Below are 22473 nucleotides of genomic sequence, written 5' to 3'. Positions count from 1 at the left end.
CTTCAATGACCGGTTCGCTGCGCACGCACATTACTTCACTATCAGTTGCGGGAACGCTGCTGATGTCGTCACAGGGCTATGCGGCAGACCCCGTTAAAAAAGACGAAAAACCGAACCCCAAGGCCCCCTCTGCGGCAAAATCCCTGAACAAGACCCAGAGTCTTGAAGGTGCGGATGCGGAATATCTGACGGTGCAGGGACATGGTTTCAACACCATGCATGACTCCACTGGCCTGTCGCGGATGCCGCAGGACGTGATGCATACGCCGCAGAACATCAACGTGGTGCCGCAGGCCCTGATGCAGCAGCAGAACGTCAAATCCCTCGACGAGGCACTGCGGAACGTTCCGGGTGTGACGACGTCCATCGGTGAGGGCGCGGGCGGCATGAACGGCGACCAGTTCCTGATCCGTGGTTTTCAGGCCCAGAATGACATCTATGAAGATGGTCTGCGGGATTTCGGCGTCTATTCACGCGATGCGTTCAATTTCGAGACCGTCTCGGTCATCAAGGGGCCGTCTTCCGAAGTGTTCGGCAACGGTACGACGGGCGGCGCCATCAACATGGTCACCAAGACGCCCGGTCTGAAAAACCACTACAACGCCGAGTTTTCTGGCGGTTCTGGTAGCTATTACCGCGGCACGCTGGACGTCAATCAGAAGATCAATGACTCAACGGCCTTCCGGATCACGGGCATGGGCGACGAGCACAATATCGTTGGGCGCGACTATCTGTACTCTCATCGTTGGGGTATTGCGCCGTCGCTGGCCTTCGGGATCGGCAAGAGAACGACGCTGGTTCTGCAATATATGCACCAGCAGGAAAATTCGATTCCGGATTTCGGTGTGCCAGTCGTGACGAAGCCGGGCGCGGCTTATGGTCAACCCATCACGGAATATGGCATCCGCCGTAGCAACTGGTACGGCACGGACAATGACCAGAACGCCACGAACGCGAACATGGAAACGGCCCGTTTCAGTTTCAAGCTGAACAGACACATCACGTTCTATGATGATCTGCGTGGGGGCGAATATTATCGGACATTCGCGGCCTCCAAGGCGACCTGCGATACGACCTGCGTGAATAACTACTTCAGTGGAGATCCGTCTAAGGCGCTCGTGGCGCGTTCGGGGCCGGTCGGTGCGGGCGCTGGGACGGGGGCCGGGACGTATATGGCGCCCTTGCCATATCAGCAGACGAGTTGGTCGGTGCAGAACGTGGGCTCGATGGTCGCGGATTTCCACACAGGGTTCCTGCGCCATCAGGTCGTTGCAGGTTTTGATATCGAGCGCGTCAATGACGTTCGGTCGCAGTCGACCTATCTGAAGCCCAAGCCGTATGCCAGCCTGGTCAATCCGAACCCGCATGTCGGCAATCTGGATCTGGTACCGGGCGATATGAATCCGGGTGGGCTTGTCTCGCTGGGGTCGCTAGGCGCGAAATCACATAGCAACGGATACGGGTTCGACACCGGGCTGTTCCTGTTCGACCAGATATGGTTCACGAACTGGCTGTCCCTCAAGGGCGGGTTCCGCTGGGATCGCTGGCAGACGAGCTACAATCTGACAGGTGGAGATGTTGCGAAAAACCCCGACCAGCATTTCCATGATGTGAGCGGGGTGTTCAATCCCAATGCCAGCCTCGTGCTGACGCCGGATTCGCATCAGACCTATTACTTCACATGGGCCAATTCCACGACGCCGATGGGTATGTATGTGACCAACGGCTCCGTGCCCATCCGTCCTGGCACCAACTCCTTCGCCAGCCCGGAAAAGGCGCAGCTTTATGAACTTGGGGCCAAGTACAGCATCCTGCACGACCGTTTGGGTGTGACGGCATCGCTGTTCCGGTTGGATAAGGGCAATGCGCTGAATGCCGATCCGGTGACGGGCGAAATCACGGGATCGTCTGACCGGCAGCGCAATCAGGGACTCGAACTGTCCGTTGGCGGCATCATTCTGCCGGGCTGGAACGTGTCCGCCACTTATGCCCTGTATGACAGCAGCACCACCTATTCAGCCACGAAGGCCAATCGTGGAAAGAACGTGCAGTATGTGCCGCATAATCAGGCAACGCTGTGGTCGGCCTATAACGCCTTTGCAGGAAAGCCTTATAACGTGACGTTTGGCGGCGGTCTGACATGGCGCGAGCATGTGTGGCTGAATGCGGCCAATACGCTTCGGGCTCCGGCGAATCTGGATTTCAGTGCCATGATCTCGCACCGCTTCAATCAGCACTGGAAAGTGTCGATGAACGGCTACAACCTGGCGAACCGCCTGAATTACCAGAGCCTGTTCTCCAACCGCGCCACGCCGTCTGCTGGGCGTATGTTCCTCGGCGAGATCAGCGCGTCTTACTGATCACTTTGCGGCGGCTATTCCTGTCTGCTCCAGTCCTGCACGGCCATGCGAATGGCCGGAGACAGCGGGAACAGGCGTGAGGCCGCCGAACCGATATGCCCGTGGCGGAGCAGGCTGTTTCCGTCGAGCCTTGCGCCAAAAGGCTCGAAACGCTCCGTCTGCGTCTCGGGGAGGCTGATGCTGATCCAGCGGCGTTCCCCGTTTGCCGTGATGCAGGTTCCGTCCTGAAATCTTGGTCCATCAGGATCGGCAAGGCGCTCGGCCAGATGTAAGGCCGTGCAGGTGTCCCAACCCGTCCCGATCATCAGAACCTGTGCGTTATGGTCTGACAAAGCCGAAAGCGGGGAGCGAGTGCCGAACGGATCTTCCAGCGGCTGAGTCGCCAGAATATCCGCAGCCAGCGGCCCCAGAGCAGTGAATGAAACCTGCGGATGGGCGCTGCGCTGCACGCCGGGCCATGTCCGGAAAACTTCCACGATCTGCCCCATGCCCCGCGTCGGCGTCAGATGCGGATCATAGGGCGGCATGGTGGTGCGGATCGTCTCCCACCAGCTTTCCGGCACAGGAGGGTCGCACCAGCCTGACGGGTCGCTCAGTTCGCAGGATTGCGCGGGCATGACGATCGTGCCGTCCGGGCCGACTGCTTGAAGCAGACTTTGGATAACCGTCCGCGCGCCCCCACAGACCCAGCCGATCCGGCTGAGGGAGCTATGAACCAGCAGCGTCATCCCCGGCAGGACGCCGAGGCGTTGAATGTCCACCGCCAGTCGCGCTTGCGTCACAGGGCCGCTGGAGCGGGCGATGGCGGCGGCTTCAGTCACGCTTCAGCCGCGACCGCGATAACCCGGCACGTCCTGTGCGGGAATCCACACACCCTTCGGCGGCTCGCCCGTCTGCCAGAACACATCGATGGGGATGCCGCCGCGCGGATACCAGTACGCCCCGATCCGCAGCCATTGCGGGTCAAGCAGCGCCACCAGACGCTCGGCAATCGCGATGGAGCAGTCTTCATGGAATGCGCCATGATTGCGGAAGCTGGTCAGGAAGAGCTTGAGGGATTTGCTCTCCACGATCCATTCGCCGGGGATGTAGTCGATGACGATATGCGCGAAGTCTGGCTGCCCGGTGACGGGGCAGAGAGAGGTGAACTCTGGGGCTGTGAAGCGCACCACATACTGCCGTCCCTGATGCGGGGAGGGGACGCGTTCGAGAACGGCTTCCTCGGGACTCTGCGGCGTCGTAGTGGCGCGGCCAAGCTGGCTGAGAGCGTCGGTGCCGGGGGCGGAGGGACCAGTGGGCTGGTGGTTGGACATGGTCTGAGTTCCTCAAAGGGGCGGTGTTTTGTGAGATGTGGCCCAGCTTTCCCGCAGGCTCAAGGCATCTTCAGGACGAAAAGACGGTGACAGAGTTTGCATATTGGCGGGATTCGGTGCAGAAGACGGCGCAAATCCTCTCTTCGATGCCTCCCGTCTGGAAGACCACATGGAACTCCGTAATATCGCCATCATCGCGCACGTCGATCATGGCAAGACCACGCTGGTTGACGCGCTTCTCAAACAGTCCGGCTCGTTCCGCGACAATCAGCATGTTGCTGATCGTGCGATGGACAGCAACGACCTCGAACGCGAGCGTGGCATCACCATTCTCGCCAAGTGCACGTCCGTTGTGTGGAAAGAAACCCGCATCAACATCATCGATACCCCGGGCCACGCCGATTTCGGCGGTGAGGTCGAGCGTATCCTGAGCATGGTGGATGGCGCGATCATCCTCGTCGATGCCGCTGAAGGCGCGCTGCCGCAGACCAAGTTCGTGCTTGGCAAGGCGCTGGCCCGTGGCATCCGCCCGATCGTCGTCGTCAACAAGATCGACCGTTCCGATGCCCGTCCGGACGAAGTGCACGAAGAGATCTTCGATCTGTTCGCCTCCCTCGGTGCCGACGAGCACCAGCTCGACTTCCCTATGCTTTACGCTTCGGGCCGTCAGGGCTGGGCCGATCTGGAGCTGGACGGACCGAAGAAGGATCTCGCTCCGCTGTTCGACCTCGTACTGCGCCATGTGCCGCAGCCGAACGTGGACAAGGATGCGCCGTTCGGAATGGTCTCCACCATTCTTGAGAGCGACAACTTCCTGGGCCGCATCCTGACGGGTCGTATCGATCAGGGCCGTGCGAAGGTGAACATGCCGGTGCGCGTGCTGCGTCCGGATGGCACGATCGTTGAAACCGGTCGTCTGACGAAGCTGCTGTCCTTCCGTGGCCTCGATCGCGTGCCTGTGGAAGAAGCCGAAGCCGGTGACATCGTGGCCGTGGCCGGTCTGTCCGAAGCGACGATTCCTGACACGATTGCCGATCCGTCCATCAACGAGCCGCTGCCGTCGCGTCCGGTCGATCCGCCGACCCTGTCCATGACCTTCCGCATCAACGATGGCCCGCTGGGTGGTCGTGAAGGCAAGAAGGTGACGTCGCGCCAGATCCGTGACCGTCTCTTCAAGGAAACCGAAGGCAACGTGGCCATCAAGGTGACGGAAAGCCCGGAAAGCGAAGCTTTCGAAGTTGCTGGTCGTGGCGAACTTCAGCTTGGCGTTCTGATTGAAACGATGCGTCGTGAAGGCTTCGAGCTGACGATCGGCCGTCCGCGCGTTCTGTTCCGTGAAAACGAAGAGACCGGCGAGCGCGAAGAGCCGTTCGAAGAAGTTCTGGTCGACGTTGACGAGCCGTATTCGGGCGTTGTCGTCGAGAAAATGTCGCTCCGTAAGGGCGTCATGCAGGACATGCGTCCGTCCGGTGGTGGAAAGGTCCGTCTGACGTTCCTGATCCCGTCGCGCGGCCTGATCGGCTATCACGGCGAGTTCCTGACCGACACGCGCGGTACGGGCCTCATGAACCGTCTGTTCCACGGCTATCTGCCGTATGTGGGTACGATTGAAGGCCGCCGTAACGGCTCGCTGATTTCGGCTGAAGACGGTACGACGACGCAGTACGCGCTGTTCTCCCTTCAGGATCGCGGCACGATGTTCGTCGATGCTGGCGAGAAGATCTACATGGGTATGATCCTTGGCGAGCATTCCCGTGAGAACGACCTCGACATCAATGCGGTCCGTGAAAAGAAGCTGACCAACATGCGTGCTTCCGGCAAGGACGAAGCCCTGCTTCTGACGCCGCCGCGCCGCATGAGCCTTGAGCAGGCCATCGCGTATATTGAAGACGATGAGCTGGTCGAAGTGACGCCGTCTGCCATCCGGATCCGCAAGCTGCATCTGGACCCGCATGATCGCAAGCGCGCCACGAAGTCCCGCGCAAGCTGAACCGTCTCTTTCAGGACGGGGTTTCAAGAAAAAGGCGTGTTCCGTTTGTTCGGGACACGCCTTTTTCTATGGACGATAAGGGACTTTGTCTGAATTGAGGCGTATTCGCACTCTGCACGCGTAAGAGACTGAAATTTCATAAAGTTAATGCGCGACCGTATGACGCGGGAATGATAACGTTATGGACGAGACCACTTCAGACCGTCTGAATGTGATCGGTCTTTATTCTGTTATGGAGCCTCGTTTCCAGATGCGCCTTTTCAATCTGTCCCTGATCGCCGCCGTTTCCGCTCTGGCTCTGACGGCCGCTCCGGCATTCGCCGATCCCGCTACGACGGCAGCCCCTGCTGCTCCCGCCGCTGAAGCTCAGACTGCCCCGGCTCCCGCAGTTACTGCCCCGGCCGCTCCTGCTGAAGCTGCCCCGGCTGCCGAAGCCGAGACGTCCACGAAGAAGCACCACGGCAAGAAGCATCATCACAAGCACAAGCACCACAAGAAGACGTCTGCTGCGACGGATGCCACGCCGACTGAAGACGCTGCACCGTCCAACTGAGGTATCTTCTGCGGTTCTTCTGAAGACCTGCGGAAAGCAAAAAGGGGGTCTGCTCATGGCAGACCCCCTTTTTTGTGCCCTGTAGCGTCCGTAAACCGTGTTGGCTTACGGACGGACTGTATCAGTAGCGGTCGAGCGACAGGTCGAGCGACGGAATCGCCGTCTGGCGGCCGGAGATCTGGTCCGCGACGATCTGGCCGGAGCCTGCGGTCATGGTCCAGCCCAGCGTGCCGTGGCCGGTGTTGAGCCACAGATTGCCGTAGCGCGGGGAGGGGCCGACGATCGGCGTGCCGTCCGGCGTGCAGGGGCGCAGGCCGGTCCAGTATTTCGCGGAGGACAGGTCCCCGCCGCCATACATTTCGCTGAAGGACAGTTCCAGCGTCTCGCGGCGATCCGGGCTGAGGCGCAGGTTGAAGCCGTTCAGCTCTGCCGTGCCGCCGATGCGGATGCGATCGCCCAGACGCGTGATGGCGACCTTGTAGGTCTCGTCATTGACGGTCGAGACCGGCGCGCGGCTTTCGTCCGTGATCGGCATGGTCAGGGAGTAGCCCTTGACCGGATAGATCGGCAGACGCAGTTCCAGCGGCTTGAGGAAGCGCGGGGAATAGCTGCCGAGAGCCAGAACATAGCGGTCCGCCGTCATGCGGCCTGCGCTGGTACGGATGCTGACGATGGCGTCGCTGGCGGCTTCCAGAGCCTCGATCGTAACGCCGAGATGGAACTTCACGCCCTTTTCCTCGGCCATTTTGGCCAGACGACGCGTGAAGAGATGGGCATCGCCCGTCTGGTCGCCGGGGAGCAGCAGACCGGCCTTGAGCAGGTGGCGCGCATGGGCGAGGCCGGGCTCACGGGCGAGGATTTCGTCCACGGTCAGCAGCTTGTGTTCGACGCCGCTTTCCGCCAGCAGGCGCATGTCTTCAGCGGCGTATTCGACCTGACTGTCCGTGCGGAAAAGCTGGATCAGACCCTTCTGGGCGCCGTCATAGGTGATGCCGGTCTCGGCGCGCAGGGCGTCCAGACGGTCGCGGGCATATTCTGCAATCCGCAGCATCCGGCCCTTGTTGATGTCATAGGCCTTTTCCGTGCAGTTCATGAGCAGTTCGCCCATGAAGCGGAACATGGCCGTATCGAAGCGCGGGCGCACGACGAGCGGGCTGTGCTTTTCGAACATCCATTTCGCGGCCTTGAGCGGCAGGCCCGGCATGGCCCAGGGAGTTGAATAGCCGGGAGAAACCTGTCCTGCGTTCGCAAAAGATGTCTCCAGACCCACACCCGGCTGGCGGTCGATCACTTCGACTTCATGGCCTTCCTGAGCGAGATACCAGGCCGTTGTAACGCCGATCACTCCGGCGCCCATGACGATGACTTTCATATCTGTCCTGCTGTGTTGTCGTCTGTAGAACCGCCCTGAACTGACCGTGATCGGCTCAGCGCCACGAAAAATGCTGCCCCGTTGCGTTAGCCCGGAACGCCCTTGCTGGTCGAATATTCGAAGTGCAGGGCCGTGTCGGGATGAACGATGGCATGGATGGCATGAGCTGCCATGGCGCCTTCGGAGAAGCCCTGAAGGATCAGCTTCAGCTTGCCCGGATAGGTCGCCACGTCCCCGATCGCGAAAATGCCCGGCGTGCTGCTTTCCAACGTGGCCGGGGTGACGGGGATGGTGTTGCGATGCGTGTCCAGCCCCCAAAGCGCAATCGGCCCCAGATCGGTGGACAGGCCATAGAACGGTAGAAGCGCATCGGCTTCGATATGGCGTGATGCACCTTCAAGGGTGGTGACTTCCACGCTCGAAAGCACGCCGTCCGTGCCGTGCAGGGCATGGAGTTGATAGGGCACAACCTTCTCGATCTTCCCGGCCTCAATCTGCTGTTCGATACGAGACAGTGTCTCGGGGGCGCCACGGAATCGGTCCCGGCGATGTAGTAGATAGATTTTCTCGGCGACATCGGAGAGGGACAGCGCCCAGTCCAGCGCGGAATCGCCGCCGCCTGCAACCACGACGCGCTTGCCGGTGAAGTCGGCACGTTTCTTGACGTAATACTGCACTGCGCCCGTGCGCTCATAGGCTTCGAGCCCGTCGAGCGGCGGACGGTTCGGCCCGAACGCACCGGCACCGGCGGCGATGATGACGGCCTTGGCATTGATGACGTCGCCGCGTGCGGTTTTCAGCGTGAAGTCTCCGCGGTGCCCTTCCAGCGTTTCGACCCGCGAACCCAACAGGCGGGGCACGTCGAACGGGGCGATCTGCTGTTCGAGGGCCTCGATCAGGGCGCCGCCTTCGATGGCGGGATGGGCCGGAATGTCGTAGATCGGTTTTTCCGGATAGAGCGCCGCACATTGTCCGCCGACACTGTCGAGGGCGTCGATCAGGACGCAGGACAGTTTGAGCATGCCACATTCGAACGCGGCGAAGAGGGCGGTCGGACCGGCGCCGACAATTGCGACATCGGTGTTGAGGGTGTGGGGTGCAGTCGTCATGATCTGTTTCATAATCGGTTTGAAGGGCTTGGGGTAGGGCATTGAACGTACGATATACGTTTGTAATTCAGGACCTGAAGGGCCTCGGCGGGACGGAACGTTCGGCTTGTGCCGTCATGAACGGACTGGTGCGTCAGGGCTGTGACGTGCGGCTCGTGGAACTGGTCGGCGCGGGCGCTCCGGCCTTTCCCCTGTCGCCTGATATTCCCCTGACCGCGCTGTTCGACCGACCGGTGAAGATTTTCAATTCGTGGTTCCGGATCGTCTGGCGTTTGTCGCGTTTCCTGAAACGGGAGAAGATCGACACGCTGGTGGTCGTAGAGTCCACCCATGCGCTCTATGGCGTGGCAGCAGCCAAGATGGCGGGTGCGCGCTGCGTGGTGTGGGAGCATTTCAATTTCAACGTGACGCTCAATCGCCGCAAGCGCGTCTGGGGGCGGCAGATCGCCGCGCGGTGGGCCGATGATGTGGTTGTCCTGACGCAGCGGGACACGGCGTTGTGGCGTGAGGGGACGACGTTTCGTGCCCGGCTGACGGCCATTCCGAACATGGCGCCTCCTGTGACGGATCGCTCCTATCCACCAGACTCCCGGCTGGTTCTGGCGGCGGGACGACTGACAGAGCAGAAGAGTTATGACCTGTTGCTGCGGGCTTGGCGGATCGTCGAGCAGGACCCGGCGAGCGCAGGCTGGGATCTCCTGATCCGGGGGGATGGGCCGGATCGCGACGCCCTGCTGCAACAGGCGGAAGGATTGCATCGTGTGACGATTGCGCCGGCTATCGGAGGGATCGACGCCGATTATGCCCGTGCGGCCATGTTCGTGGCTTCTTCGCGTTATGAAGGGCTTCCGATGGTCCTGCTTGAAGCCATGTCGGCGGGGCTGCCGGTCGTGGCGTTCGACTGCGAGACCGGGCCTGCGGAAATCGTGCGCGACGGCGAGACCGGATTGCTGGTGCCGCCGGAAGAGCCGGAGGCCTTAGCCGTGGCCCTGTTGGAGCTGATGCGCGCGCCTGAACGGCGTCAGGCTATGTCTGACGCTGCCCGGCTGCGGGCCGCTGCGTTTCAGGAAGGTCCCGTCATGGCGCGCTGGATGGATCTTCTCCGGAATGGCGGTCGCTGACCCGCCGCTGAACGCCCTTGCTGGCACAGGGCAGTCGGGTCCACATTGGCACCATGCAGATACGCCTTGATGACCAGCTTGCGACCGAAACTCTGGCGGCCCTGATTGCCGACCGTTGTGGCCCCGGAGACTGCCTTGCACTCTCGGGCGGTCTGGGGGCCGGGAAAAGTACGTTCTCCCGCGCCTTCCTGCGGCATCTGGCGCAGGACCCGCAGATGGAGGTGCCGAGCCCCAGCTTCGCGCTCGTTCAGCCTTACGAGACGCCCAAAGGAACGGTTCATCATTATGATCTGTGGCGACTGGACGGTCCGGATGCGTTGCATGAACTGGCATGGGACGAGGCATGCGAAGGGATTATGTTGGTCGAATGGTCGGAGCGGGCGGAAGACCTTCTGCCAGAAGGCGCACTGCATCTCACATTTTCTCCCGGCGAGACCGAAGACTCCCGCCTTGTTGAACTGACGGGCTGGCCTGCTGACCGTCTGACAGGACTGATCCCATGAGCGGCGTTGTCACCATTGCGGGTACGGAGCCGTTTCTGGATCGTGTGGCGCAGGAATGGCTGGAACGGGACCCGGCAGCTGGAACGGATGGTCCGGGCCTGATCCTCGTTCCCAGCCGTCGCGCGGGCCGTGCGCTGATGGAAGCCTTCCTGCGGGTTCTGGACACACAGGCCGCACTCCTGCCGCGCATCGTCGCCATCAATGACGTGGACGAGGACGCGCTGGCCTCTATCGGCATCGACGTCCTGTTGCCTCCGGCCGTGGAGCCGCAGCGGCGTCTGGCGGTGCTATCGATGCTGATCCTTCAGACGCCGCTCGTGAGTGTCGGTGTGGACAGCACCAAGGGGATCGACCGGGCGTGGCCGCTGGCCAAGGCGCTGGCGGACCTGATGGACGAAGCCGAACGCAGCGGTGTTGATCTGGCCGAGCGCCTGCCGGATGCGGTGGAGGAGCGCTTTTCCGATCACTGGCAGCAGACGTTGAAATTTCTGGAGATCGTCACGGCCGTCTGGCCGAAATGGTTGGAAGAGGAGGGGCTGTGCAACCCGGTGGCGCGGCAGATCGCACGGCTGAAGGCGCAGGCCCGTGCTTGGGCGGAAAAGCCGCCGCTCACGCCCGTCTGGGGCGTGGGATTCGCAGATGGATCGGCGGCGGTGTCGGACGTGCTGGCCGTGGTGGCTCGGCTTCCTGCCGGGCTTGTGATCCTGCCGGGCGTGGATCTGGGAATGCCGGACGAGATCTGGGCTGCTTTGCCGCCGTCGCACCCACAGGCGGGTCTGAAGGAAATCCTGACGGATCTGGGGCTGTCCCGGGAAGAGCTGACAGACTGGGATGGCGGACGTGATCGCGGGCGTGAACTGATGCTGCGTGAAATGCTGCTGCCAGAGCAGGGCATTGCCCATTGGGGGCAGGACAGTCGCCCGCGCGATATCGACAGGCTTTCCATCCTTCCCGCTCAGGACCAGCAGCAGGAGGCGCAGGCCATCGCCCTAATTCTGCGCGATGTCGTCTCCGAAGCTGGAAAGACCTGCGCCCTCGTCACGCCGGACCGGGCGCTGGCGCAGCGCGTGGGAACCGAGCTTCTGCGTTTCGGCATTCATGCCGATGACAGTGCGGGCGAATCGCTTTCCCAGACTCCGGCCGCCGTGTTCCTGCGTCTCATTGCGACGGCTGCCGAAGCGCAGCTTTCTCCCGTCGCGCTGCTGTCCGTTCTGAAACATCCGCTCGCCGCTCTGGGCCGCACGCCGGGTGACTGTCACGCTTCCGCCCGGCGTCTGGAGCGGCTTCTGCTGCGTGGCCCCGCGCCCGCGTCGGGTATTACCGGACTGAAAGCCGCGCTGCACGACTATACGCAGAAGAAACACGCTCCGGATCACGGAGCCAGCGCGGATGCTCCGGACGAGCCGGAAGGTCCCGCCGACTTCATCGCGCGGATCGAGCGGGCCTTTGATCCGCTTCTGTCCATCGAGGGCGCCATTCCGCTTCCGGAACTTCTCGAACGCCTGATCCACACGGCGGAGGCTCTGGCGGCCACGGCCGACGAACTGGACGCTCCGGAAGAGGAGCCGCGTCATCCCGGAGCGCGTTTGTGGCTCGGCGAGGATGGGGAGGCCCTGTCGCGGCATCTGGCGGCGCTGATCGTCAATACCGGCATTCTCCCGCCCCAGCGCCTGACGCATCTGGATTCGTTTCTCAACACGTCCATGACCGGGCAGATGCTGACGGGTCTGCGCGCGCATCGGGGCGGCGTGGAACTGTCGCATCCGCGTGTTTCGATCCTCGGCGTGCTGGAAGCGCGGCTTCTGGCGTTCGATGTCGTGGTTCTGGGCGGGCTGAATGAGGGCGTCTGGCCGCCCGCGACTGATCCGGGCCCTTGGCTAAGCCGTCCGATGCGTGTGCGGGTCGGACTGCCCTCTCCAGAGCGGCAGACGGGTGTGAGCGCGCATGATTTCGTTTCGACCATTCTGGCGTCGAATGAGGCTGTGTTCGCCAGTTCGGCCCGGCGGGAAGGTGCGCCGGGCGTTCCGGCACGGTGGATGGTGCGGATGGAGGCGTTTCTTGGCGGACGGTCGCAGAGCCTGCCTATGCATCCTGCGTTGGACTGGCAGCGCTGTCTGGATCAGCCGCTCGCGGGCGCCGAAGCCGTTACGCCGCCCGAGCCGCGTCCGCCCGTCGCCCTGCGTCCGCGCGGTCTGAGCATCACCGAGATCGAGACGTGGATGCAGGACCCGTACGCGATCTATGCCAAGCACGTCCTGAAACTCCGGGCGCTCAAGCCGCTGGAGGAAGGCGCTGAACACGCCGATTTCGGCATGATCGTGCATGAGGCGATGGAACGCGTTCTGCGCGACTTCCCCCAGCGCTGGCCCGCCAATGCGAGCGTTATTCTGCGGCGTGTGTTTGCAGAGGAACTGGCCAAGGCCAATATGCGTCCGGCCCTTGTGAACTGGTGGGGCCCGCGTCTGGCACGGATTGCGGACTGGGTGGCGGAAAAGGAAGCTGCTTACCGGTCGGACATGGAAGAAAGCGGCCCGTCGCAGGGGCGGTTTGTGGAAGTGACGGCGTCTTTCCGTCTTGAAGCCGCTTTCGCGCCGTTCGAGTTGCGCGGTCGGGCAGACCGGATTGATATCGGGGCGGATGGTCTGGCGACGGTCTTCGATTACAAAACCGGCCAGCCGCCCAGCGGCAAGAATGTCGCGGAGGGCTGGTCCGTTCAGCTTGTGCTCGAAGGTGCGTTGCTGGCGAAGGGGGCGTTCAGGGATGTCCCGGCCGTCGAGACAAAGAAACTGCTCTACTGGCATCTGACCGGCGGAGACGATCCGGGTAAGGAAAGCGAAGTGCCGGGCTCACGCTCTCATACAGATGCGCCGACCCTGATTGCCGGGGCGATGGAAAAGCTCCGGACCCTCGTGGACGAATACGACAATCCCGATCAGCCCTACCGCTCCCAGCCCTGGGCCGGACATGTGCCGCGCTATACCGATTACGCGCAGCTTGCCCGCGTGGATGAGTGGCGCGCGGCCTATGCGGAAGGAGAGGGCGAATGAACAACATGCCTCCTGTCACCCGTCCCATTACACGTGATGAAGTCATTGCCGCCGCCGACCGCACGCAGCGTCAGGCCTCCGATCCGCGTGCTTCGGTGTTCGTCTCGGCTTCGGCTGGTTCGGGCAAGACCAAGCTGCTGATCGACCGTCTGCTGCGACTCATGCTGCCGCTTTATGTGCAGACTGACGACGGCGACACAGCTCTGGCCGATGGCGCGCATCCTTCGCGCATCCTGTGTCTGACCTACACCAAGGCCGCCGCCGCCGAGATGGCCAACCGGCTTCAGCAGAAACTAGGACGCTGGGTCTCTCTGCCGGATGCGACGTTGGGGGCGGAGCTTGAAAGCCTCGACGTCCCCAACACGGACGAGACCCGGGCGCGGGCGCGGGCACTATTCCTGTGTGTTCTGGATCTTCCGGGGGGCCTACGGATCGAGACGATCCATGCGTTCTGTCAGTCGCTGTTGCGGCGGTTTCCGCTGGAGGCATCGGTCGATCCGCATTTCACGCTGATGGAAGAGACGGACACGACACTGGCTCTGCGTGAGGCGATGGAAGACGGACTGGCCCGCGCGCCGGAGCTTGCGGCCGATGTGGCGGGAACGGTGGGGCTGGACGATTTCTTCAGGCGCATTCGCACGCTAAACATGGAGGAAAGCCGCGCCCGGCCATTGCTGGAGCGCTGGGCGACCCTGCCGGACAGTGTGGTCAGCGCCTATCGCAAGGCTCTGAAAGCGGGGCAGGAGGGCATTGAAGATCTTGAAAGCCTCGCCTGCCGTCCGCCGAAAGAGGAGGATCTTCGTGCCGGGCTGCGTGATGCGCTTGGGAGCGCGACGGCGTCCGGTCGTGTCTTCGTTGAACAGATGCTGGACTGGCTCGGGACTGAACCGGGTGAGCGTGTGCCGACAGGGTGGGCACAATGCCTGCTGACGAAGGATGGTGGTCCGCGCAAGGTGAACGGCATCGTCGGCAAGGCGGCGCAGGCCGCTGTCCCGTGGATTGCACCGCTTCTGGAAGAGGAAGCGCAGCGTCTCCTCGATCTTCAGACCCGCCTTAAAAGCCTGCGTCTGGTGCTGCTGAACCGTGCGCTGCTCGGTTTGGCCGCACCGATGCTGACGGCGTTTCAGGACGGTAAATCCGCCCGTGGTCTGGTGGATTACAACGATCTCATTCAGGAAACCCGCAACCTTCTGCGCGATCCGGGTGCGGCCTGGGTGCTCTACAAGCTCGATGGCGGCATAGACCATCTGTTGCTGGATGAAGTTCAGGATAATTCCGGTCTGCAATGGGAAATCGCTGGTGCGCTGACCTCCGAGTTTTTTGCGGGCGAGGGGGCTTGGGAGATGGGCCCGCGCCCGCGCACGATCTTTGCGGTCGGCGACTACAAACAGTCGATTTACGGGTTTCAGGGCGCCCAACCCGAAGAATTCCATCGCTGGCGGACCGAGTTCGCGGACAGGGTTCGCAATGCCGGGCTGCTGTGGCGTGATCCGGAACTGAACGTCTCCTTCCGTTCGGTCCCGCCTGTTCTGTCGTTCGTGGACGCAGTGTTTTCCCAGCCTCTGGCAGCGCATGGCCTGTTGCAGGAAGGCGAAAAGATGCTCCGCCCGCATGTCTCGGCGCGTCCGGGGCAGGGGGGGCGTGTGGAACTGTGGCCGCTTGTTCCCGTCGTTCAGGGCGAAGACGATGACGAGGGCCTGACGCCCTGGCGCGCCCCTTCCGCCAATACCGGACAGCGCAGCGCGCCCCAGCGCCTTGCCGAAGCCCTTGCGGACTGGATCGACCGGCAGATCGGCCGTCCGCCCCAGCCGGGGCAGGCGCCTCTGACGGCTGGGGACGTGCTGATCCTTGTTCCCCGTCGCTCGCCGTTCCTGCGCTCGCTGATCCGGGCGCTGAAATCGCGCAATGTGCCGGTCGCGACGCTGGTGCGGGTCGGGCTGACGCAGCAGGTCGCGGTCCGCGATCTTATGACGCTCTGTGCGGCCCTGCTTCTGCCGCAGGATGATCTGACGCTCGCGTCGGTTCTCACATCCCCGCTCGGTGGGCTAACGGACGACTCGTTGATGGCGCTCGCCACCCGCAATGGTACGGCCCATGCCCTCGGCCCGAAAGGCCAGCCGCTCTGGACCGTTTTGCGCGAACGGCATCGGGAACGGGAGGACTGGCGGGCGGCGTGGGAAATGCTGTCCACGCTTTATGCGCGCGTCGATTATGCCTCTCCTTATCGTCTGCTGGCGGAAACGCTGGGCCAGCATGGTGGCCGCACACGCCTGCTGCGTCGTTTGGGGCCGGAAGCGGCTGAACCAGTTGACGAACTGCTGACGGCGGCCCTGCGCTATGAGGGGCTGCATCCGCCGTCGCTTCAGGGCTTTCTGCACTGGCTCGAAGCCAGCGAGATTACCAGCAAGCGCGAGGCCGAGAGCGATCTGGGAGCCGTCCGGGTCATGACGGTTCATGGCTCCAAAGGCCTTCAGGCGCGTCTGGTCGTCATGCCGGATACGCTGTCCAAACCGCCGCCGGGCAGCGATTTTCTATGGGAAGAGGCGGGAGCGTTCGAACTTCCGCTCTGGGTTCCGAAAAAAGGCATGGGCACGGATATCACGGCGACCCTGTCCGAGCGAGACGCGGAGAAGGCGCGTGCCGAAAGCAACCGCCTGCTTTACGTCGCTCTCACCCGCGCCAGTGACTGGCTGGTGATCTGCGGGGCTGCGGGCAAGCGGGAGCCTGTCGAGACAAGCTGGTACCGGCAGTGCGAGGCCGGGTTCCGTCAACTGGCCAATGCCCGTTCGGAATCTCTGGATCTTGGCTGGGAAGGGGAGCAGCTTGTGCTGGAAGAGGAGCGCACACTCGCGCCCGTTGCTTTCCGGGCCGAAGATACCGAACCGCCCTGTGCGACGCTGCCAGACTGGATGGGGCGCGCTCCGGACTGGAAGCCTGTCATTGCCCAGCGTGAAGATGCCATGACGCGTCCGCTCGCGCCCAGCCGTCCGGATGGGGCCGAGTTCGGCGAACTCCCCGCGGCCCGTTCCCCGCTGGAGCTTCTGGCCGGTCGCTCCACGCCGGTCCGCGAACAGGCCATGCGACGCGGCACCATGATTCACCGTCTGCTTCAGCTTCTGCCGGAAACCCCGGTGGCAGAGCGCGAGGCCGTGGCCGTGCGCTGGTTGTCCCGTCGGGCACTGGGTCTGACGGAACCGGACATCCAACGTCTGGCCGGACAGGTTCTGGGCGTTCTTTCGCACCCGGATCTCGCACCGCTCTTCGCGCCCGGAAGCCGTGCCGAGCAGCCGATTTCGGGCGTCAGTGATGGGCGTGTCGTGCTCGGGCAGGTTGATCGTCTGCGGATCGGGGACAAGCAGATCTGGATCTGCGATTACAAAACGAACCGTAATCCGCAGCTTCGCGCCGATCGCACGCCCGTCGTCTATCTGCGTCAGATGGCGGCTTATCGTGCCGTGCTGGCGCAACTTCATCCGGGCTACGACATTCACTGTTCGCTGGTCTGGACGGAAGGGCCAGCCGTTGTCACACTCCCGGTCACTCTACTGGATCAGGTGCGGTCTGGAGTTTGATGCAGATCAAAAGCCCCCTTGCGGTGAGGGGCACGGCAGCCGATATCATTTTTCAGAAACTTCATTCGTCACAAGGAACATACCCATGAGCGCAAACACCGTTGCCGTCAGCGACAGCAGCTTCGACGCAGACGTCCTGAAATCCGAAGGTCCGGTTCTGGTTGATTTCTGGGCGGAATGGTGCGGCCCGTGCAAGATGATCGCACCGGCGCTTGAAGAAATCGGCGCCGAGTATCAGGGCCGCCTGAAGGTTGCGAAGGTCAACATCGACTCCAATCCCGAAGCCCCGACCAAGTATGGTGTCCGTAGCATCCCGACGTTGATCGTCTTCAAGGATGGCAAGCCGGTCGCCCAGCAGATGGGCGCTCTGCCCAAGAGCCAGCTCAAGGCATGGATCGACCAGTCTCTCTGATCGTTTTCCCCTGAGAAGCCCGGAAAACGGGTGAGGGAAGGACGTGAGGGGCGTGGTCACGATCCTGCGCTTTGTGTAGGATCGTGTCATGCGCTCGAAAGCTCCGACCTTCCCGACCCCCGTTCTCCTGACCTCCAGCGAGGAGGTGGCCCGTATCTGCGAAAAACTGCAGCACGAGCCTTTCGTCACTATCGATACGGAGTTCGTCCGGGAAAAGACCTACTGGCCGGAGCTCTGCCTCGTTCAGTTGGCCGGAACTGAAAACGTCGTCCTGATCGACACGCTCGCTCCCGGCATTGATCTTGCACCGCTGGGTGATCTTCTGGCCAAGCCGGACTGCATCAAGGTTTTCCATGCCGCTCGGCAGGATCTTGAGATTTTCCTTCATATTTTCGACCGTCTTCCGGCCTCGGTTTTCGACACTCAGGTCGCCGCCATGGTGGCCGGTTTTGGCGATCAGGTCGGGTATGACAGTCTGGTGGGCGCGATTACAGGGCGTAGCATCGACAAGGCGCATCGTTTCAGCGACTGGTCGGCCCGTCCGCTCAGCAATGCACAGATTGCCTATGCCGCCGCCGACGTGACCCATCTGCGCACGGTCTATGAGGCCCTGCGCAAACAGCTTGCTGAGCAGGGCCGTCTGCACTGGGCCGACTCCGAACAGGCCGTCCTGACCGAAGAAAAGACGTTCCGCCCTGATCCCCGCCGTCTGTGGGAAAAGCTGAAAGCCCGCACGAGCAACCGCCGGATGCTGGCTATTCTGCGGGAAGTGGCCGCCTGGCGTGAGCAGGAAGCGCAGAACGCCGATATTCCCCGTCAGCGCGTCATTCGGGACGAAAGCCTCCTGGAAATCGCAGCCGTCCATCCGGATACGGTTGAGGCGCTTTCCCGTATCCGTGGCGTGACCCGTGGGTTTGCCGAGGGCAAGATGGGCAAAGGGTTGCTTGAGGCCATCTGCACTGCTCAGGAATGCCCGGAATCCGAACTTCCGAAAGCGCCGTCGAAATCCGAACGGGCGCGCCCTTCCGCCGCCCTTGTCGCGCTTTTGCGGGTCCTGCTGGCTGCCAAATGCGAAGAGCACAAAGTGGCCCCCCGTCTGGTCGCCTCTTCGGAGGATCTGGATCTGATTGCTCTTGGAGAGACCGATGTTGGCGCCCTGCGCGGCTGGCGTCGCGAACTTTTCGGTCTGGATGCTCAGGCGCTGGTGCGCGGTGAGATCGCGCTGGCCGTTGTGAACGGTCTTGTGGAGCTTCAGCGGGTCGCGGAAACGGCCGCGTAAGAAGCGCCTTCGACGTAGCGGGGAGTTTCTGGTAAGAAGCCTCCCGAAGATGTTTCGGGTCCGGTGGGCCGGGACTGCAAATCAACAGCATATCGGGCCACGTCAGGCACCGAAGCGGGACAGGGAAACGAACATATGGAGTGGACGGACGAGACGATCGCCAGACTTCGCGATCTGTGGAGTCAGGGACTTTCGACCGCCGAAATCGGCCGCCAGCTCTCCATCACCAAGAATGCCGTTGTCGGCAAGGCCCACCGTTTGGGCCTGCCTCCCCGCCCGTCTCCTATCCGTAATCGCAAGGCCGCGGATGGTGAAGCAGGAACGACGGAAGCCGCGCCCCGTCGCAAAAGCCCCTCTAAGGCAAAGGCCGTAGAGGCTGCCGGATCGGACCTGTTCGCCGAGGGTAAGGATGCTGCTCCGGCAAAGGCTGCTTCAGGCGTTGTGGAAAAAACCGCCGAAACGCCTGCCCGTAAGGCCCCTTCGGCTCCTGAAGCCCCCAAGGCTCCTGTCCAGCCTGTCGCGGCGGCCCGTGTCGTCTCTCCGGTTCAGAAAGAGGCTGCTGCTGCGCCTCACAGGGAGGCTCCCATCACGCCCCCCAAACCAGAGCCCCGTGTCGCTCCTGCGCCCCGTCCAGCCGTGCCACCGCGCTTTTCGACAGCTGGCATCGACCGTCCTACGCGACGCGGTCCTTCGTGCTGCTGGCCGATTGGCGATCCCGGTACACCGGGCTTTCATTTCTGTGGTGCGACACCGCTTCCCGGAAAACCATACTGCGCCGAGCATGCCGCGATCGCCTACGTTAAAATCCGCGACCGCCGCGACTGATTACAGCCGCGATAATCGTAAAGAAAAGCCGTACCTTCTTCGGGAGGGCGGCTTTTTTTATGATGAAGACTGGAATTTTTTTCCAAAAAAATTGGAGGGTGATCAAAGCCCCAGAATAAGCTTTGTGGTCGTTGCCAGCATGGTGCGAATCTTGGTCGCGTTCGGATCAGCAGCACAAGGCAACAGGATATTCCATAGAATACAGAATGCGTCTGCATGACGGATTTTCTGGGAGCCCGGAAGATAGCGGGCTGGTCATTTCAGATCAGTGTTTTAGCTTTCCAGCATCATGAATGCCGCAGTGTCGCGTCATTTCTTACGAGTGCTAGAATGTATTCTGAATTTCTGGAAAATAAGGAAAAATGGTGCTGCTGGACAGGATTGAACTGTCGACCTCTCCCTTACCAAGGGAGTGCTCTACCACTGAGCTACAGCAGCATACCGTTGCCTTGGCGCGCTTCGTAACGGGTCAGCGCGCCAAGCGCAAGCCTTAATCGTCGCGGTGGACTTTTTCCATCCGCTCATGACGCTCCTGTGCGTCAATGGACATTGTAGCGATCGGACGGGCTTCGAGCCGTTTCAGGCCGATCGGTTCTCCCGTCTCTTCGCAGAAGCCGTAGCTTCCATCCTCGATCCGCTCGAGCGCCATATTGATCTTGGTGATCAGTTTGCGTGCCCGGTCACGGGTCCGAAGCTCGAAAGCCCGATCCGTTTCGACGCTGGCGCGGTCGGTAATGTCGGATTCATGGATTCCTCCTTCCGAGAGACTCGCAAGCGTTCCATCTGCTTCTTTCAGAAGATCGACACGCCAGCGCAGAAGTTTCTGCCTGAAGTACTCGACCTGAAGCGGGTTCATGAACTCTTCGTTGTCGGAAGGCCTATAATCCGGTGGCAGCGTAATCATGCGCATCCAATCCCTGGCTGATCCGCCGACGTCCGCTTCCAACAGCCGCAGGCGATAACGCGCGGCTTATAACTACCCAAGGCGCATCCGCCAACCCCGAAGATGCTTTGTCTGTTTCTTGGAAAGCGCGGAAATCTGCGTCTCCGTTAGGGGTTTCTTTACCCTGTAAGGCCATCCTCAACACCTGAGCCCCCCAGACCTGTCTAGCAGGCATCAGGATACCCCCCGTCGCCTATGCGTTTTATTCTGCGATCTCCGTCATCTTTTCGCATTCTGAGGCAGCGGCTTACTGCGCTTGTTTGCGTTGGGCTGCTTTTGCTTCCGGGTTTCGCTCTGGCAGCTAGTGTCCGCATCAAGGACATCACGGATATGGAAGGCGTGCGAAGCAACCAGTTGATTGGTTATGGCTTGGTGGTGGGGCTGAATGGTACTGGAGACCGGCTGACCAATACGATTTTCACCCGTGAAACGCTGATTTCCATGCTGAATCGTCTGGGCGTCAACATCCGCGATCAGGAAACCCAGCTTCAGACACATGACGTTGCCGCAGTCATGGTGACAGCAGATCTCCCGGCTTTTGCGCATGGTGGAAACCGAATTGACGTGACGGTGTCTGCTGCAGGTGATGCGTCCTCTCTTACGGGAGGCACACTGCTGGTCACGCCCCTGATGGCGGCGGATGGTGAAGTCTATGCTGTGGCTCAGGGATCGTTAGCGACAAACGCTTTTTCCGCGCGGGGTGCGGCAGCCTCAATTACCCGCAACGTGCCGACAAGCGGGCACATTGCGAATGGCGGTATTGTCGAACGGGAGGTGCCTTTCGACCTCAGCCATCGTGCCAACCTGCATCTGAGTCTGCGGAATCCTGATTTCACGACGGCGAGTCGGATCGCGGCGATCATCAACCGGACCTTCGGGCCGATTGCGAATGTTCAGGATCCGCGGACGGTCCTGCTGGATCTGAGCAGCCATGATCCTGTGCCTACACTTTCGCGAATCGGTGATCTTCTGGTGACGCCTGATACACCTGCCAAGGTGGTGGTCGATGAGGCCAGCGGAACTATCATCATGGGAGCAGATGTCCGGATCAGCACGGTTGCCGTGGCACAGGGGAATTTGACCGTGCAGGTGACTGAAACGCCGGAAGTCTCTCAACCTGCCCCATTCTCCAACGGTCAGACGGCTATTGTGCCGCGCACGAACGTCAAGGTGGATACGGGCAAAAACCAGCATTTGGCGGTTGTGCCGGGCGGGACAACGCTCAGAGAGCTTGTTGCGGGCCTGAATGCTCTGGGCGTGGGACCAAGAGACATGATCAGCATATTGCAGGCCATCAAAGCTGATGGCGCCCTACAGGCAGAACTGGAGATGCGTTGATGACCATATCTTCGACCAGTAACACGATATCGCAGGGATTTCCGTTACACGGGCAGAAGGCAGATGCAGCCAAAACCTTGAAGTCCGCTCAGGATTTCGAATCCATGGCCATCAACCAGATGCTTCAGCCCATGTTCGCTACGGAAGACGACAGTGACAACATGTTCAGCGGCGGAGCCGGAGAAAAGCAGTTCCGGCCCATGCTGGTGGAGCAGATCGCCAAACAGATGGAAAATAATGGTGGTATCGGCATGACGGATGCGATCAATCGCCAGATGCTGGCCATGCAGGAGCAGAAATGAGCGCGTCCATTATTCCCGCCATGCAGCGGCTGATCGCCATTCTGGAAGCAGAAAACTCTGCCTTGGAAGAAGCACGCATTCCGGATGCTTTGGCGCTCTTGCCCGACAAGCAGAATGCCGCCAGAACGCTGGAGCAGGAAGTCACGGTCGCCAATGATCGCAAAAAAGAGCTTTGCCTCTGCCGCCCGGATGATGAAGACAGTGAAGAGCAACTGGAGTCGTCAGCGCTTCCTTATCGCGATTTATTGGAACAGATGACGGAACTGGGCAGGCGCAATGGCGAACTTCTGCAACGGGCGATTACGGCACAGAAGCGCGTGATTGAACTGTTAACCTCAGCTCCGGCGACAACTTTACCTCAGAACTACGGAAATCAGGGAACCTACTCGCCGATCAGTGAAAAGCAGGCCTTTTTCACGAGCCGGGCCTGAAAC

General features: G+C 61.5%; 18 protein-coding genes and 1 tRNA gene. 13 read left to right on the top strand and 6 right to left on the bottom strand.

What is annotated here, in order from left to right; genetic code table 11:
- Positions 1 to 5 precede the first annotated feature (5 nt).
- Entirely contained in the window at positions 6 to 2360 is a 2355-nt protein-coding gene (locus GKO01_RS06230; protein WP_174694252.1) for a TonB-dependent receptor, read from the top strand.
- 14 nt (positions 2361 to 2374) lie between these two features.
- Here GKO01_RS06230 and GKO01_RS06225 read toward each other — a convergent pair whose 3' ends face one another.
- Positions 2375 to 3181, bottom strand: coding sequence for an aminoglycoside N(3)-acetyltransferase (locus tag GKO01_RS06225; RefSeq protein WP_099286260.1), 807 nt, complete (start codon positions 3179 to 3181; stop codon positions 2375 to 2377).
- A 3-nt stretch (positions 3182 to 3184) separates the two neighbouring features.
- Complete coding sequence (gene queF, locus GKO01_RS06220; RefSeq protein ID WP_099286259.1) at positions 3185 to 3673, bottom strand: preQ(1) synthase; 489 nt, start codon at positions 3671 to 3673, stop codon at positions 3185 to 3187.
- Positions 3674 to 3842: 169 nt separating this feature from the next.
- On the opposite strand from queF, the gene typA reads away from it, so the two are divergent.
- Together typA and GKO01_RS06210 are read left to right on the top strand one after the other, a co-directional pair.
- Positions 3843 to 5663 carry a translational GTPase TypA gene (gene typA / locus GKO01_RS06215; protein WP_099286351.1) on the top strand — a complete coding sequence of 607 codons (1821 nt, stop codon included), beginning with the start codon at positions 3843 to 3845 and terminating at the stop codon, positions 5661 to 5663.
- A 181-nt stretch (positions 5664 to 5844) separates the two neighbouring features.
- Positions 5845 to 6216, top strand: coding sequence for a hypothetical protein (locus GKO01_RS06210; protein WP_244901351.1), 372 nt, complete (start codon positions 5845 to 5847; stop codon positions 6214 to 6216).
- Between the two features lie 121 nt (positions 6217 to 6337).
- Here the strand turns inward: GKO01_RS06210 and GKO01_RS06205 are convergent, their stop codons facing one another.
- Positions 6338 to 7588 (bottom strand): D-amino acid dehydrogenase, encoded by a 1251-nt coding sequence (locus tag GKO01_RS06205; protein ID WP_099286258.1) that lies wholly within the window; start codon positions 7586 to 7588, stop codon positions 6338 to 6340.
- Positions 7589 to 7674: 86 nt separating this feature from the next.
- Positions 7675 to 8697, bottom strand: a complete 1023-nt coding sequence (locus GKO01_RS06200; RefSeq protein ID WP_099286349.1) for an NAD(P)/FAD-dependent oxidoreductase — start codon at positions 8695 to 8697, stop codon at positions 7675 to 7677.
- A 41-nt stretch (positions 8698 to 8738) separates the two neighbouring features.
- On the opposite strand from GKO01_RS06200, the gene GKO01_RS06195 reads away from it, so the two are divergent.
- From GKO01_RS06195 to GKO01_RS06165, 7 genes are all read left to right on the top strand, one after another.
- Complete coding sequence (locus GKO01_RS06195) at positions 8739 to 9818, top strand: glycosyltransferase family 4 protein (protein ID WP_099286257.1); 1080 nt, start codon at positions 8739 to 8741, stop codon at positions 9816 to 9818.
- A 53-nt stretch (positions 9819 to 9871) separates the two neighbouring features.
- A complete protein-coding gene (gene tsaE, locus GKO01_RS06190; RefSeq protein WP_099286348.1) occupies positions 9872 to 10321 on the top strand; it encodes a tRNA (adenosine(37)-N6)-threonylcarbamoyltransferase complex ATPase subunit type 1 TsaE in 450 nt (149 codons plus the stop codon).
- Positions 10318 to 13368: a double-strand break repair protein AddB gene (gene addB, locus GKO01_RS06185; protein WP_099286256.1), complete on the top strand. Its 3051-nt coding sequence runs from the start codon at positions 10318 to 10320 to the stop codon at positions 13366 to 13368. Before tsaE ends, addB begins: the two co-directional genes overlap by 4 nt.
- Positions 13365 to 16940: a double-strand break repair helicase AddA gene (gene addA, locus GKO01_RS06180; RefSeq protein ID WP_099286255.1), complete on the top strand. Its 3576-nt coding sequence runs from the start codon at positions 13365 to 13367 to the stop codon at positions 16938 to 16940. The genes addB and addA overlap by 4 nt, the downstream gene beginning before the upstream one ends.
- 85 nt (positions 16941 to 17025) lie before the next feature.
- Positions 17026 to 17352, top strand: coding sequence for a thioredoxin TrxA (trxA, locus tag GKO01_RS06175; RefSeq protein WP_062029874.1), 327 nt, complete (start codon positions 17026 to 17028; stop codon positions 17350 to 17352).
- A gap of 88 nt (positions 17353 to 17440) precedes the next feature.
- The gene (rnd, locus tag GKO01_RS06170; protein ID WP_099286254.1) at positions 17441 to 18631 is read left to right on the top strand and encodes a ribonuclease D; all 1191 of its coding nucleotides are present in this window, start codon (positions 17441 to 17443) and stop codon (positions 18629 to 18631) included.
- A gap of 135 nt (positions 18632 to 18766) precedes the next feature.
- Entirely contained in the window at positions 18767 to 19456 is a 690-nt protein-coding gene (locus GKO01_RS06165) for a GcrA family cell cycle regulator (RefSeq protein ID WP_099286347.1), read from the top strand.
- A gap of 363 nt (positions 19457 to 19819) precedes the next feature.
- Here the strand turns inward: GKO01_RS06165 and GKO01_RS06160 are convergent.
- Both GKO01_RS06160 and dksA read right to left on the bottom strand, forming a co-directional pair.
- Positions 19820 to 19894: transfer RNA gene (locus GKO01_RS06160), tRNA-Thr, on the bottom strand.
- A gap of 52 nt (positions 19895 to 19946) precedes the next feature.
- Positions 19947 to 20360, bottom strand: coding sequence for an RNA polymerase-binding protein DksA (gene dksA, locus GKO01_RS06155; RefSeq protein ID WP_099286346.1), 414 nt, complete (start codon positions 20358 to 20360; stop codon positions 19947 to 19949).
- Positions 20361 to 20594: 234 nt separating this feature from the next.
- Here dksA and GKO01_RS06150 point away from each other — a divergent pair, with 234 nt between their 5' ends.
- From GKO01_RS06150 to GKO01_RS06140, 3 genes are read left to right on the top strand one after another with little or no spacing between them, the layout of a single operon-like run.
- Positions 20595 to 21737 (top strand): flagellar basal body P-ring protein FlgI, encoded by a 1143-nt coding sequence (locus GKO01_RS06150; protein WP_099286253.1) that lies wholly within the window; start codon positions 20595 to 20597, stop codon positions 21735 to 21737.
- A complete protein-coding gene (locus GKO01_RS06145) occupies positions 21737 to 22039 on the top strand; it encodes a rod-binding protein (RefSeq protein ID WP_174694251.1) in 303 nt (100 codons plus the stop codon). The genes GKO01_RS06150 and GKO01_RS06145 overlap by 1 nt, the downstream gene beginning before the upstream one ends.
- Positions 22036 to 22470, top strand: coding sequence for a flagellar protein FlgN (locus GKO01_RS06140; RefSeq protein ID WP_099286252.1), 435 nt, complete (start codon positions 22036 to 22038; stop codon positions 22468 to 22470). The genes GKO01_RS06145 and GKO01_RS06140 overlap by 4 nt, the downstream gene beginning before the upstream one ends.
- Positions 22471 to 22473 lie beyond the last annotated feature (3 nt).

The organism is Gluconobacter kondonii, assembly GCF_002723995.1.
GTDB classification, from domain to species: Bacteria; Pseudomonadota; Alphaproteobacteria; order Acetobacterales; family Acetobacteraceae; genus Gluconobacter; species Gluconobacter kondonii.
Note: the sequence above shows the minus strand (reverse complement) of the source record. Positions and strands in the feature narration are given on the sequence as shown.

Bases quoted from the DNA above. Each gene is read 5' to 3' on its own strand.
- GKO01_RS06140 (WP_099286252.1), top strand. From the start codon at position 22,036: ATGAGCGCGTCCATTATTCCCGCCATGCAGCGGCTGATCGCCATTCTG.
- queF (WP_099286259.1), bottom strand. From the start codon at position 3,673: ATGTCCAACCACCAGCCCACTGGTCCCTCCGCCCCCGGCACCGACGCT.
- GKO01_RS06200 (WP_099286349.1), bottom strand. From the start codon at position 8,697: ATGACGACTGCACCCCACACCCTCAACACCGATGTCGCAATTGTCGGC.
- GKO01_RS06210 (WP_244901351.1), top strand. From the start codon at position 5,845: ATGGACGAGACCACTTCAGACCGTCTGAATGTGATCGGTCTTTATTCT.
- typA (WP_099286351.1), top strand. From the start codon at position 3,843: ATGGAACTCCGTAATATCGCCATCATCGCGCACGTCGATCATGGCAAG.
- GKO01_RS06150 (WP_099286253.1), top strand. From the start codon at position 20,595: ATGCGTTTTATTCTGCGATCTCCGTCATCTTTTCGCATTCTGAGGCAG.
- GKO01_RS06230 (WP_174694252.1), top strand. From the start codon at position 6: ATGACCGGTTCGCTGCGCACGCACATTACTTCACTATCAGTTGCGGGA.
- rnd (WP_099286254.1), top strand. From the start codon at position 17,441: ATGCGCTCGAAAGCTCCGACCTTCCCGACCCCCGTTCTCCTGACCTCC.
- addA (WP_099286255.1), top strand. From the start codon at position 13,365: ATGAACAACATGCCTCCTGTCACCCGTCCCATTACACGTGATGAAGTC.
- GKO01_RS06165 (WP_099286347.1), top strand. From the start codon at position 18,767: ATGGAGTGGACGGACGAGACGATCGCCAGACTTCGCGATCTGTGGAGT.
- tsaE (WP_099286348.1), top strand. From the start codon at position 9,872: ATGCAGATACGCCTTGATGACCAGCTTGCGACCGAAACTCTGGCGGCC.
- GKO01_RS06145 (WP_174694251.1), top strand. From the start codon at position 21,737: ATGACCATATCTTCGACCAGTAACACGATATCGCAGGGATTTCCGTTA.
- dksA (WP_099286346.1), bottom strand. From the start codon at position 20,360: ATGATTACGCTGCCACCGGATTATAGGCCTTCCGACAACGAAGAGTTC.
- GKO01_RS06205 (WP_099286258.1), bottom strand. From the start codon at position 7,588: ATGAAAGTCATCGTCATGGGCGCCGGAGTGATCGGCGTTACAACGGCC.
- trxA (WP_062029874.1), top strand. From the start codon at position 17,026: ATGAGCGCAAACACCGTTGCCGTCAGCGACAGCAGCTTCGACGCAGAC.
- addB (WP_099286256.1), top strand. From the start codon at position 10,318: ATGAGCGGCGTTGTCACCATTGCGGGTACGGAGCCGTTTCTGGATCGT.